Origin of the sequence: Vibrio sp. 1S139 (assembly GCF_041439475.1) — a bacterium.
Taxonomy (GTDB): domain Bacteria; phylum Pseudomonadota; class Gammaproteobacteria; order Enterobacterales; family Vibrionaceae; genus Vibrio; species Vibrio crassostreae_C.
In genome coordinates, this window is the sequence record NZ_JBGOOD010000088.1 from 1 (window position 1) to 12,620 (window position 12,620).

Below are 12,620 nucleotides of genomic sequence, written 5' to 3' on the forward strand. Positions count from 1 at the left end.
AGACTCATCAACAGGCTACTGCATGATCTCCATACACCACATTTGACAATAGCTCTAAAATTTTCCTCGTAAATGGCTAACGAATGATATGGACTCCCTCTACCTGACACTCTGCGTGCCATACTTACTTAGTACACGCTGAAGAACTGGAGGTTACTATGTCCACCATTAAAACTATTGGCGTTGACCTCGCCAAGAATGTGTTCAGTATTCACGGCGTTGATGCATATGGCAAGTGCGTCCTACGCAAAACTGTCAAAAGAAACAAACTCTTAGACACATTCGCGAAGTTACCTCCCTGCCTCATCGGTATGGAGGCGTGCTCTGGTGCACACCACTGGGCGAGAGAGCTACTGAAACTAGGTCATAACCCGAAAATCATGGCGTCCAAATTCGTTATTCCATATCGACAAAATGAGAAGAACGATGCCAATGACGCAGAGGCCATCTGTGAAGCGGTATCTAGACCCAAAACACGATTTGTCTCTATAAAAAGTGAAGAGCAACAAGCTGTGCTTTGCCTGCACCGTATTCGACAGGGGCTAATTAAAACAAGAACGGCGACTATTAACCAGCTCAGAGGTTTGCTTTCCGAATTTGGTATTGTGATGCCTCAGGGGCGCTACTCGGATCAAAACACTATTGGTAGTGTCCTTGAAGATGCAGAAAATGGTTTGCCTATACTCGCTCGAGAGCTACTTCAAGATCTATCGAACAAGATTCAACACCTTAACCTAGAAGTATTGCACTATGATCGTAGAGTCTCTGCTTTAGTTCGTGAGATGGCTTCAGCCAAAGCCCTCATGGATATTCCAGGTGTCGGTGAACACAGTGCAAGTGCCATTGTCGCGACCGTCAATGACGCCAAACAATTTGGCTCTAGCCGCCAATTTGCCGCTTGGATAGGGTTGGTTCCAAGACAATACTCAACAGGTGGTCATGTTCATCTTGGTCGCATCAGCAAAAGAGGCGAAAAACATATTCGCACTCTACTTATTCATGGCGCAAGAGCCGTTATTGCACGATGTAAAGAGAAAACCGATCGCAACAGTATTTGGTTAAATCAACTCGTTGAACGACGAGGTTATAAACGAGCAGCTGTCGCCCTAGCAGCAAAAAACGCTCGTATAATATGGGCATTATTAACAACAGGAAAAGAGTACAAGATTAACTATGTAAACGGTTAACACTCACCGAGTCAAAGCAATAGCAAATGATGACAATACGACCAGACCGAGATGCCTAAACCTGTTTAATTGGGAAGTAATAAATACTGTTTAACGAATGAGGCGGGCATCAAGCGAATATCATCAAGGTGACGGAACGATTCCGATTAAACACCGAATGTAGAGCTGCTGTCCGATCCACTGTTGTCAGCGGGAGCTATTGTTGACAAAAGAGGGAGTCCATGTAGCCCTGTTAAGGTGATGAGATGGTCTCCCCCTACCACTTCACATGGTCATCAGCCATGCTTGGAGTGCTCAGGTCCTAAAGTAAAGGAGAAGACCATGACTCAGCATAAAATCATTGGCATTGATTTAGCAAAAAACATTTTCTTCCTTGTTGAAATCAATCATAAAGGGAAGAATCTCAGCCGTAAAAAACTTCAACGAAGCAGACTTCTTAACTACGTCGCAAATCAAAGTCCGTGCATCATTGCGATGGAGGCCTGTTCTGGTGCTCATTACTGGGCTCGTGAATTCGAAAAATTAGGACATGAAGTCCTTTTGTACCCACCGCAACATGTCAAAAATCAGCGCCGTAAACAAAAGAACGACTATAACGATGCTGAAGCGATTGCTGAACTTGCATTCTATCAACGGATTTACCCTGTCCAACACAAGTCCATAGAAGTGGCCCCCAATTTTCGGACATGACTTTAAGTGATTGATCTGTTGTGATAGTACCCAGAAACATTGGAACAGATTATGACTAGAAAGCGTAGAAACCACTCTCCTGAATTTAAAGCTAAGGCGGCATTAGCGGCTGCTAAAGGTGACAAAACGGTCGCTGAGTTGGCTCAAAAATACAACCTTCACGCGAACCAAATCTCTACATGGAAAAAGGAGCTGCTAGAAAATGCAGCTATGATTTTTGCTTCTGAAAGTCAGTTGAGCAAAGATAACACCGAAGAAGTGGACAAGCTTCATGCCAAGATCGGTCAGTTGACCATGGAAAATGATTTTTTGGCCAGAGTGCTCGGTCGTTAGACCGAGCCCAGCGAAAATTTTCGCTGGTTAAATCCACACCATTGCCAATTAAACGCCAATGTGAACTGCTCAATATTGCTCGTTCAACGGCTTACTATCAGCCTATCGGACTCTCCGTTGAGGAAATTGAATTACGCCGTATCATCGACGAAATTCACCTTCAGTATCCCTTCATGGGGAGTAGACGCGTTCGAACTGAGTTGGCAAAAAAGGGGCATAACGTTAATCGTAAACGCGTCATTCGGCTCATGCGCGATATGGGCATTGGAGCGATTTACCCCAAACCAAAAACGACACTGGCAAACAAAGCACACAAGGTTTACCCCTATCTGTTGCGTAATGTTGAAGTCACTTACCCGAACCAAGCGTGGGCGATTGATATCACCTACATCCCAATGGCTAAAGGGTTCCTGTACTTAGTTGCCATTATTGACTGGTATAGCCGTAAAGTATTGTCCTGGCGGCTATCTAACACTATGGATACGAGCTTTTGTATCGAAGCTCTTGAGGAAGCGCTTAAGCATTATGGACCGCCAGATATCTTCAACTCAGATCAAGGCAGTCAGTTTACTAGCTCTGAGTTCACACAGAAATTAACTGATCATGGTGTACGGATGGTTCTGTCGCAAAAAGTGAGCTCCTGGGCTAGAATTGCCGCAATGCTCACGTAGTACTCTGAATTTTAATGTTTAAAGGTTGCCATTTCCCCTCTGAAGTTATTCTTGAAACCATCCGTTACTACCTAGCTTACAAGCTCAGTTATCGCGAAATTGAAGAGATACAGCTTGAGCGCGGTGTGATTGTTGACCATGCCACCATCAATCGTTGGGTTATCAAATTTACGCCGCTCCTAGAGCACAACCTCCGCCGTAAAAAGAAGACAGTGTCTGGGTCGTGGCGGATGGATGAAACCTACATTAAAGTCAAAGGGGAGTGGCTCTACTACTATCGTGCTGTCGATAAATTTGGTCATGTCGTTGATTACTACCTCAGCCCCAACCGTGATGAAGCGGCAGCGAAGGCCTTTCTAAATAAGGCGTTAGCTCAAAATGGCTTGCCAGAGAAAGTCGTCATTGACGGAAGCAAAAGTAACTATGCAGCATTGGATGCCCTGAACGTGCAACTGTGGCTGACAGGCTACTTCATGCTGTCATTGGTTGAAATCTTAGACATAAAATATCTGAACAACATCGTTGAGCAGAGCCACTGTTGGGTTAAACAAAAAACGAGGCAAGCGTTGGGATGGAAATCAGTTGAAGGAGCGACGGCAAGTCTTCATGGGCGAGAAATGTGGACGATGCTCAAACGTGAACAGATAGATGTTTCTGGAGAGACTGCCTGTGAGCGCTTTTATGCGCTCGCAGAATAACTGTATCTGCAGGGTTGGCCTGTCACACCTATCGCTATATTTGCGACAGAACCGCAACTCATGTTTTGGCTGGCAGGAATACATGCACAGCAACAAGGATGGGACAGGCACTTTCAAGCGAATACAGTCAGAAATCGAAATGTCCTGTCTACCGTTCGATTAGGTATGGAAGTCCTCAGGCGACCAGACTACGAGATTACGACTCAACACCTCTTAGCAGCGGCCATGGCTCTAGCTGAGCAGCTCTTAAAAGATGGCTATGCACTGACGGATTTATGAGGGGATCCCTCAGGGCACAGTGTTTTTGGGTATCTAAGCCTAAGCCCAGTTAACTTTGAACAGCTCAATCTTGCTACTTCCCCTTTGCCCTACTATATTTTAATTGAGAGAAGGCACTTTCCTTAAAATTATAATATAAATGCCTACTTATTGCTGTGTTTTTTATTAAAATACCCCTCCGTTTTAGATGAAACTTATTTACACATTAATTAGGAAAAATATCAGATGAATATCAAATCAATGAACCCATTAATTATAGCAACATTTGTTTGTGGTTTAATTTCAGCAACACCAGCTTTGGCAGAAAACGAGACCAACGTTTACTTCAAAGGTGAAATCGTAGAATCAGCATGTGGTATCGCACCTGAAAGCATCGACCAAACAATCGAACTTGGTCAGTCCCCAACACACATATTTCAGGCTCAAGGTGATCGCTCAACACCAGTGCCGTTTGATATTAAACTGGTCGAGTGTGATACGACAGTTGCTAGTACTGCAGATTTTACATTCCTTTCAAACCCTGATACATCTGGTAACCTATTCAGCGTTGAAGGTGGGGCTACGGGGGTTGGTGTTCGTATCCTTCATAACGGCTTACCAATCAACAATGGTGACGTAGCAGCAAGTAACGTACTGGTAGACGGTACAAACATTGTGAGTTTTTCTGCTGCATATGAGGCAAATACTGATGTGGCAACGACGCCTGTAACTGCAGGTAATGCAGAATCTTGGGCACTACTGCGCGTAGCCTACCAATAAGTGTGCTAGGAGAGTTTTGATTGTTTGGTCAAAACTCTCACTATTAAAAAATAGCGGGCTAAAAAATGCGTTATAATACAATCTGTTTAATCTTTATATTCCCCTTTTTTTCTTACGCTACAACATTTAATAATGATTTCATAAAAAGTGAAAGTAGTGTAGATTTAAGTAACTTTTCGCATGCGAATTTTGTGCAAGATGGTGAATATGAGTTGGAGATTTATATTAACGGAGATATTTTAACTACAGAAAAAATTTCATTTAATAACAATAAACCCTGCATTTCGGCTGCACTATTAAACAGTTTGCCTCTTAATGATCGTGGCTATAAAGTCTACAAAGAAAAGGAGGTCTCAATTGACGGTGTAATATGTTATCAGTTTGAAGATGTCGATTATACTAAAGTCGCATTCGATATAGGTAAAGTTCGTTTAGATATCAACACACCACAAGAATACATCGCCAATGAGTACAAATATGGTTTTGTACCTGACCGCTTGTGGGATGATGGCATAACAGCTCTCTACCTTGATTACAACGTTAACTACTTTTCCAGCCAACAGAACAGTGAAAACGATTGGAATGACGATCTATCCACGTATGGTACTGTTGGACTAAATGCCGGGGCGTTTCGTTTTAGAGCAAATTATCAAGCATCCAACAACTATTCTAGTGAGTTTACCTCACTGTATGGCTACACGCCGATCCGCGGTATTAAATCGAAATTGACATTTGGTAATACTTCGTTTGGCTCGGATGTATACGACTCGTTCCAAATGATGGGCGTTCGTCTGCAAAGTGATGACCAAATGCTGCCATCTAACTTACGTGGTTATTCTCCGGTTGTGTCTGGCACTGTCAATACCAATGCTGTGATCACCATTCGCCAACGAGACAACGTGATTAAAGTGGTGAATGTAAATGCAGGCCCGTACCTGATTGACGACCTCCCACAAGCCACTCAAGGTACATTGGATGTTGAAATAAAACAAGCCGATGGGACGATGCAACGTTATCAAGTGAACGGTGCGGATGTGTTGTACCTAACTCGACCAAATCACGTACGCTATAGCATTTCTGCGGGCGCACCAAACAGTGACTCCTATAAACACACACCGGGTTTTTTTTCCGCAGAAGCGTCGTATGGTGTCAACAATTCCCTATCGCTATTCTCTGCAACACTACTTTCTGAAGATTATCAATCTTACACCATCGGTAGTGGCATTAATTTAAATCATTTGGGGGCAGCTTCGTTTGATATATCTACTGCACAAGCAATATTGGACGACAACACTGATACCTCTGGTTTGTCTTATGGTTTCAATTACAACAACACGTTGACCGATTTTGGCTTGGGTTTACGTGTGGCGGGTTATCGCTTTTCTGAAGAGCAATACTACGAATTTGATGAATATTTAAGATCTTATAATGATCCAGATGATTCAGGTATCTATGCCGCAAACAACAAACGCAAAGATGAAAAGTACATCTCGTTGACCCAAAACTTTGGCTCAACCAGTGCTTACGTATCTTACTCTTCAAACACCTATTGGGATAGACGTCGAAACAGCTCTCGTTACGACGTTAATATTTCGCATCCGTTGAAGCTTAATGGGATCGACCTCTACTTGACGATGAACTTGTACCAGTCGAACGATTCATACGTTACCTACGACTCAGGGGCTGATGAGTACTCATCAAGCATTGATGAAAAGGGCTGGTCATTGGGGATATCGATTCCTATGGGTGGCAGTAACTCTGTCTCAGTACAAACCAATTCACGTAGTGGTGATTACTCCCAAAACCTCGCGTACTCGGGATACAACAATGACGATGGTTCTAACTATCGCGTCGCTTACGATGTTTACGAGGGGGAGTCCAACGGGGTAAGTGGCAACTACAATCGTGACTTCTCGGTCATATCAACTTCTGTTGGTGGCAGCTATAAAACCAATTCATACAGCCAAGTAAACGCCAATGCAATGGGTTCGGTTCTGCTTTCAAAACATGGTTTGGCTTACAGTGCTCTTAACGCGGGTTCTTCGCGCATTCTCATTGATTCAAATGTACCGAATATTACCATTAACGGTAGCAATAACGAGGAGACAAATGCATTTGGCTTGGCTATGATTAATGGCGTAACGCCTTATAGAAAAAGTTACAACGCCATCGACTACAAATCTCTACCTGATGATGTTGAGGTGCTCGGTAGTATTAAGAGCATGGTGCTTACTGAAGGTGCGGTTGGCTATCAAAAAATTAAGGCCCGTCAAGGTAGTAACTTTATGGCTCGCTTGCAAAGTGAGCAAGACATTCCGTTTGGAGCATTGGTGTTTGACGCTGAACTCAATCAAGAAATTGGCATTGTTGGGCAAGATTCAACGGTGTATTTGGTCGGCATCAATCTCGATTCAAAAATCAGAGTGAGCTGGGGAGACAATCAAAGTTGTTTCTTAGTTATTGATGGCTCGATTTTAAATAGTAAAGAAATCATCCGTTCCGTTCATTGTAATAATTAATGAGTAGTTGAGATATTATGAAAAAATCAATTATGCTTGTCATGTGTTGTGTTGTGCTATCTGCATCGGCGAATGCTGCATTGGCTTTAGACCGAACTCGAGTAATATATGATGGTGGCTCGAAAGTAGAAACCATCAAAATTAAGAATCCCAGTGAAATTCCATTCCTAGCGCAATCTTGGTTGACGGATATAGATGGAAAGGATGTAGAGGATAAGTTTATTGTAATCCCCCCCGTGATAAGAATCGAGAATAAAGATTACGCCATGCTGCGCATTAGATCTTTACCCACGGTTTCTCAATTGCCGCAAGACAGAGAAACGGCTTACTTCTTACATGTTCGTGAAGTGCCACCTTCAAAACATAACAACGATAATGATACCGTTGCAAATGTTGCCACTGGCTCGATTCAAGTTGCGATAGAATCTGTGATTAAGTTTTTCTATCGACCATCAAGTCTGAACAAGATTAAGCACGTCGATAAAGCGATTGTGAACGGAACCAAAATTAAGCGAACGGACAATAATAAAATCGTCGTAGAAAATGGCTCACCATTTTATGTGACCTATTCGGAGTTAATGGTGGGTAAAGCGAAGAAAGATGCGGAATTCACCCCTGTAATGCTCGCTCCGTTTACCAGTCGTACATTGACAGTAGAAAAAAGTGACCGATACGCGTTAAGCCACATCAATGACTATGGTGCGACGGTAACCAATAGCTACTTCTGTAATTCGCAGAACATTTGTACTGCTAGAGATGATCATGAGGAATGAGCATGAGAATGTTATTTTTGACCCTGTTTTTGCTTATTACCGTAGTCATAATTACACCAAATGCGTGGGCGTTAGCTTGTTACAGTTCTTCAGAAGGCGGTTCTTTTGGTGGTTCTGGACCTGGCGGTAGTACTCCTTTTCTTATTGACCCTTCCGCTTCAGTACCAGAAGGGGCTCCCGATGATGTGGTTGTATGGCGCGGTGAAGCAATTACGATAAATGTAATCTGCTATAAGGATGCGACTAACTTAATCCCGGAGGTATGGGGTTCCCCTGAACAAGTGTATTTTTGGCCAGGCGTTGTGGGAAATGTAGGGATCCCTAATATTCCAGGTATTAAGATCGGTTTTCGATATGAAGGGCGAGACATCTATGGGATAAAAAGCACCGTTGATGGCTTTATTGTCCCTCCATGTAACGAGGGGGAAAGCGCTGAAGATTGTGAAGTCAGTACTCAAGTATCCAAAACTATAACATACCAACCGATTATTGTAACTGGTCCTGGAAATTTTGTCGGTTATAATGATCCGGTCAACATTTTTCAGTTAGATGGAGAGTTAGGCTATAATTCGCTGTATGCGAACTATTATTCTTTCATTCAGAACATGGATATTCTAGAGCCAACTAAGTGTTTGGTTGAACTATCTATTGAGAACAACAACATCGATTATGGACAGGTTGGGGTTAATGATGTCATAAGTGGTGAGGTACGGCGTAATGTTAACATTCTGATACGGAACGTAGAATATGGTATCGATTGTCCATCGGTTAAATTACGCGGTTACTTTAGTAACGTTCGTGATTTTGCTAACAACTCTTATATCCCTGTTTTTGATGAAAATGGTAATGAAATTACATCCTATGGAATCAAGTTGTATACCGTAAGAGGTGGTGAAGAAGTGCAACTTAATAGTCCTATCGGCGATGGTTACGAAGTGAAAGAATTCGGCTTTGACCGTTATTATGCTAAGTTAGTTGCCTTCGACCCAGGCAATATTAAGAAAGGAAAGTTTGAGGGAATTGTGGTCTATAGCGTTTCTTACTTATAGGGAAGACTAGTGAATTACAAACAAATTATTTTTTTTGCGGTGTCTATATTTGTACTGTCCCCAGCTTTGGCGCAAGAGGCTCCGCAAGTCGACGAACCTGAGAAAGACGTTATCGATACTTTAGTATCTAATGGCTTGTATTTTCAAGTAGGAGGTGGATTTGCTCAGTTTAAGGGTGACCCTTACAAGCACGACAACGACATCACCAGTTTGAGGTACAGCTTAGGTATTACGACGCAACCTTTGAATTATGAGATAGGTTATCGCAGCTTATCGGATGGAAATAGGTTTGAGATGAAAGGTTTGGATGTTCTAGCCAAACACCAATGGTCACTGTGGCGCGATGGTGGTTTGTTTGCTGGTGTTGGTGGCTACATCTACAACGCTGATATGGATAAGCCACAGTTTAATTCACCGACAGAATCCAGTGGTGTTGCACCGTATCTTTCGATAGGTGGTTACTATTCATTAAGTGAATACATCGACATTTCACTGCAATTAGACAATCTATTTAACGTCAGCGTGCCAGAACAGGACTACAATAAAAAAGACACCAAGCAGTTGCGTCAGGTTAACTTATCTCTGGTGCTACATCCATGGTCGAGCACCAGAAACATTCCACAGCCTATTGAGCACATAGAGGATGAACCGGAAGAGCTGGAGCTGGAGGACCGCTTGAGCTATAGCTATGACGATTACTCGCTTGATTCAGAGAATAAAGAACAACTAATCGCTCTGGTAGACAGGATTGTTGTATTGGACAGCTACGAAATTGTAGTGACCGGTTCTGCAGACAGTAAAGCTGATTATTTAAAATACAATACGCGCTTAGCAAAAAAACGCGCTCAAAATGTAATTAATTTTTTGGTATTTCATGGTGTGCAAGAGGCGTCAATTTCGATGGAAACATCGATAACGGAGCTCCTCTCCACTGAAGGTGGAAAAGAAGATGCAAGAACAGTTAAGATTTACGTGGTTGGATTTGAAAAAATTAATAACTAGAAGCAAAGTGGTTCTGTTGTAAATAGTTGTAGACCAATCCTTCAGATACTGCAACGTATACCTGACCACGTTCGAGCATCGCCCATATCTCTCGGCCATGAATACTTGCCGCCGCTTTGATGTGATGGGCGCTCCTCCCTTCTAGCGTCGTTGTACCAAACTAATAGTACAACCATTGAGAGCAGGAGTAACAAGTATGTGTGCTGGGTAAAAATGGACAAATCTTATCCAACAGAAAGGTAAAGTGAGATTAGCTTCTCGATACTGTCCGTCAATTTCCAGAGCAAACTGCTCTTGCAATGGAGTAATGTGCAACTTCTCATTATTGGAGCAGAATATTTCAAGAGGTAGGATATACAGAGGCTCTTATTCCATCTCAGCATGTAAAAACCACTTGTTGGGTAGCAAAAGAACGATGCTAATGATGCAAGAGCCATTTACGAAGCTTATTTTAGGCCTAATATTCACTTCGTTCCTGTTAAACCTGTTGAACAACAAAATCTCGCTTAATGAAGTGTCCAGTAAGAGTGGAGAAGATCACTCATGCGGTCGCTCCAAAATTAACAGATTACATAATTATGGTCTATATAAAAGGAGTGTGCGTTTAGTTTGAGATATTTTATATGTTTAGTGATTTAATAAAAAAAATAAGAGATGAGAAAGGTTACACTCAGAGAGAGTTTGTAGCCAAATTACAACTGGCGAGCCGCGAATTCGCCAATGTTGATCACGTAACTATCAGTCGCTGGGAAAGGGGGGTTACAGCTCCAAATTCAGCTAAAGCAATAAGAATACTACGATGTTTTATGTTGGATATTGCGCCCTTTATTAAATCTTTAGAGGCGACAGCTTCTAAACAGGTGGAGTTTTTTTTATTTAATCGATTTGAAAGAAACCTTCAGAAACATATATTCGCTGCTTTGGAATACGATATACCAACAAAGAGCACTGAAATAAAACATGACAATTTGTTCTTTCAAGCGAATGACCCAATACTAGAAAAAATAAAGTCTTTCCATAAAAGATGGAACAAAGAAGATTTTATGAAAATGCGTCCACTAGATTTATTTTTATATCAAGAGGAGGGAAAGCTACAAGGCTATCGTCTCGTTGACTTAGGTAATGAAGATCAAATGCTTGGCTTCAGCCTAGGGATGTTGTTTAAAAATGAAGTATTATCAGAACAGATAACACATAATAATGCCAATGTAGATTTTTCTCTGGCGTCAAGTTACACCGAAGTATCAACATTCGCGCTATATATTATCAGTGGCAATATATCAAGTGCATTCGTATTTATCTACCTCTGGAAGACAAGGATTCAATATCTTATTTCTCATAGCAATATTACAGAGATATATTGTAATGTTTATCATAGCACGACTTTAAACTACCTTGAGCAATTAGGATTTGTAGTTGTTGCAACTAAGAATGAGATAAAAATGGGAGAAATAAAAATAGGAAATAGATACTATGATGGATGTATAATGAAGGTGGATACTAGTATTTTTCTTACCCGAAAAGAAGTTATTTCTCTTTTTAATTCGAACTATCCCCGTGATCATTGAAGATGCTTGATGGTTAGGATTTTCAATCTTAACCATCAAGAACTTAATCGAAATAGATGACTGGCTTTGTTGCTTAAATCGATGGAACTAAATCTAGAAGCTACGATCTGATCGGCTACATCCATCAATCGTCGTAGCCTCATGCCTAAACCTCGTTACAAAACAACTAACTGGAAGCAGTACAACAAAGCCTTAATCAACCGTGGCTCTCTGACCTTTTGGATTGATGAGGAAACGATAGCTGAGTGGAAACAAAACAAACAAGGCAAGCGTGGTAGACCTCGCCGATTCAGCGACTTAGCCATTACTACCGCACTGATGGTGAAACGCATTTTCTCTATGCCATTGAGAGCGCTACAAGGTTTTCTAGACTCTGTATTTAAGCTGGCTAACATCCCGCTTGTTTGCCCGCACTACACCTGTATAAGCCGACGAGCTAAGGAAGTTGAGGTTTCATTTAAAACCAAAACCAGAGGAGCAATACAACACCTGGCAATTGATGCCACTGGCCTCAAGGTTTATGGTGAGGGTGAATGGAAGGTCAAGAAGCATGGTACTGATGGGAAGCGCAGAGTTTGGCGTAAACTGCATATTGCAGTAGATACAAGCACTCACGAAATAGTCGCAGCAGAGCTGAGTTTATCTAACGTAACCGATGCCGAAGTGCTCCCCAACTTACTCAAGCAGACGCGTCGTAAAATCATTGAAATATCAGGTGATGGTGCTTATGACACAAGGAATTGTCATGATGCGATACGGATTAAGCGAGCGGTTGCGCTTATCCCACCACGAGAAGGGGCAGCATTCTGGGAACAAGGACACCCCCGCAATTTAGCAGTAGGTTGCCAAAAGCTCTACGGCACCAACAAGAAGTGGAAAAAGCGGTATGGCTATCACAAGCGCTCACTATCAGAGACAGCAATGTACCGAGTAAAACAGCTGCTAGGTGGGAAATTAAGTCTTAGACATTACAATGCTCAGGTTGGCGAGACTTACGCTATGATCAAAGCACTGAACAAGCTTACAGGACTTGGTATGTAAGCGTCTTTAAATCGACACATTCAATCATCGAAACGAACGTCGTAACCTTTT

At 42.1% G+C, this 12,620-nt stretch carries 10 protein-coding genes and 3 pseudogenes; all 13 read left to right on the forward strand.

Annotated elements, in window-relative coordinates; all coding sequences use genetic code 11:
- Positions 1–158: 158 nt before the first annotated feature.
- The 13 genes and pseudogenes from ACED46_RS20025 (at position 159) to ACED46_RS20085 (ending at position 12,569) form a co-directional block, all read left to right on the forward strand.
- On the forward strand, positions 159–1,187 hold the full coding sequence (locus ACED46_RS20025; RefSeq protein ID WP_371722265.1) for an IS110 family transposase: 1,029 nt from the start codon (positions 159–161) through the stop codon (positions 1,185–1,187).
- Positions 1,188–1,508: 321 nt separating this feature from the next.
- The gene (locus tag ACED46_RS20030; protein ID WP_371722266.1) at positions 1,509–1,877 is read left to right on the forward strand and encodes a transposase; all 369 of its coding nucleotides are present in this window, start codon (positions 1,509–1,511) and stop codon (positions 1,875–1,877) included.
- Between the two features lie 51 nt (positions 1,878–1,928).
- Positions 1,929–2,842 (forward strand): annotated as a pseudogene (locus ACED46_RS20035) (IS3 family transposase); the annotation flags it as partial.
- 53 nt (positions 2,843–2,895) lie between these two features.
- Positions 2,896–3,579, forward strand: coding sequence for an IS6 family transposase (locus ACED46_RS20040; protein ID WP_371722267.1), 684 nt, complete (start codon positions 2,896–2,898; stop codon positions 3,577–3,579).
- Positions 3,580–3,633: 54 nt separating this feature from the next.
- Positions 3,634–3,858 (forward strand): annotated as a pseudogene (locus tag ACED46_RS20045) (IS4 family transposase); the annotation flags it as partial.
- Positions 3,859–4,083: 225 nt separating this feature from the next.
- The gene (locus tag ACED46_RS20050) at positions 4,084–4,617 is read left to right on the forward strand and encodes a fimbrial protein (protein WP_371722268.1); all 534 of its coding nucleotides are present in this window, start codon (positions 4,084–4,086) and stop codon (positions 4,615–4,617) included.
- A gap of 65 nt (positions 4,618–4,682) precedes the next feature.
- Complete coding sequence (locus ACED46_RS20055) at positions 4,683–7,136, forward strand: fimbria/pilus outer membrane usher protein (protein WP_371722269.1); 2,454 nt, start codon at positions 4,683–4,685, stop codon at positions 7,134–7,136.
- A gap of 17 nt (positions 7,137–7,153) precedes the next feature.
- Positions 7,154–7,909, forward strand: a complete 756-nt coding sequence (locus tag ACED46_RS20060; protein ID WP_371722270.1) for a molecular chaperone — start codon at positions 7,154–7,156, stop codon at positions 7,907–7,909.
- Positions 7,910–7,911: 2 nt separating this feature from the next.
- Positions 7,912–8,958, forward strand: a complete 1,047-nt coding sequence (locus ACED46_RS20065; protein WP_371722272.1) for an adhesin — start codon at positions 7,912–7,914, stop codon at positions 8,956–8,958.
- A 9-nt stretch (positions 8,959–8,967) separates the two neighbouring features.
- Positions 8,968–9,960 (forward strand): OmpA family protein, encoded by a 993-nt coding sequence (locus ACED46_RS20070; protein ID WP_371722273.1) that lies wholly within the window; start codon positions 8,968–8,970, stop codon positions 9,958–9,960.
- 200 nt (positions 9,961–10,160) lie between these two features.
- A pseudogene (locus tag ACED46_RS20075) lies at positions 10,161–10,464 on the forward strand (IS110 family transposase); the annotation flags it as partial.
- A 119-nt stretch (positions 10,465–10,583) separates the two neighbouring features.
- A complete protein-coding gene (locus ACED46_RS20080) occupies positions 10,584–11,528 on the forward strand; it encodes a helix-turn-helix domain-containing protein (RefSeq protein WP_371722274.1) in 945 nt (314 codons plus the stop codon).
- Positions 11,529–11,669: 141 nt separating this feature from the next.
- Positions 11,670–12,569, forward strand: coding sequence for an IS5 family transposase (locus tag ACED46_RS20085; RefSeq protein ID WP_371722275.1), 900 nt, complete (start codon positions 11,670–11,672; stop codon positions 12,567–12,569).
- Positions 12,570–12,620: the final 51 nt, after the last annotated feature.

What these genes read in the sequence shown, in the direction of transcription:
- ACED46_RS20055 (WP_371722269.1), top strand. Translation starts at nt 4,683, where the DNA reads ATGCGTTATAATACAATCTGTTTAATCTTTATATTCCCCTTTTTTTCT.
- ACED46_RS20065 (WP_371722272.1), top strand. Translation starts at nt 7,912, where the DNA reads ATGAGAATGTTATTTTTGACCCTGTTTTTGCTTATTACCGTAGTCATA.
- ACED46_RS20050 (WP_371722268.1), top strand. Translation starts at nt 4,084, where the DNA reads ATGAATATCAAATCAATGAACCCATTAATTATAGCAACATTTGTTTGT.
- ACED46_RS20080 (WP_371722274.1), top strand. Translation starts at nt 10,584, where the DNA reads ATGTTTAGTGATTTAATAAAAAAAATAAGAGATGAGAAAGGTTACACT.
- ACED46_RS20030 (WP_371722266.1), top strand. Translation starts at nt 1,509, where the DNA reads ATGACTCAGCATAAAATCATTGGCATTGATTTAGCAAAAAACATTTTC.
- ACED46_RS20085 (WP_371722275.1), top strand. Translation starts at nt 11,670, where the DNA reads ATGCCTAAACCTCGTTACAAAACAACTAACTGGAAGCAGTACAACAAA.
- ACED46_RS20040 (WP_371722267.1), top strand. Translation starts at nt 2,896, where the DNA reads ATGTTTAAAGGTTGCCATTTCCCCTCTGAAGTTATTCTTGAAACCATC.
- ACED46_RS20025 (WP_371722265.1), top strand. Translation starts at nt 159, where the DNA reads ATGTCCACCATTAAAACTATTGGCGTTGACCTCGCCAAGAATGTGTTC.
- ACED46_RS20060 (WP_371722270.1), top strand. Translation starts at nt 7,154, where the DNA reads ATGAAAAAATCAATTATGCTTGTCATGTGTTGTGTTGTGCTATCTGCA.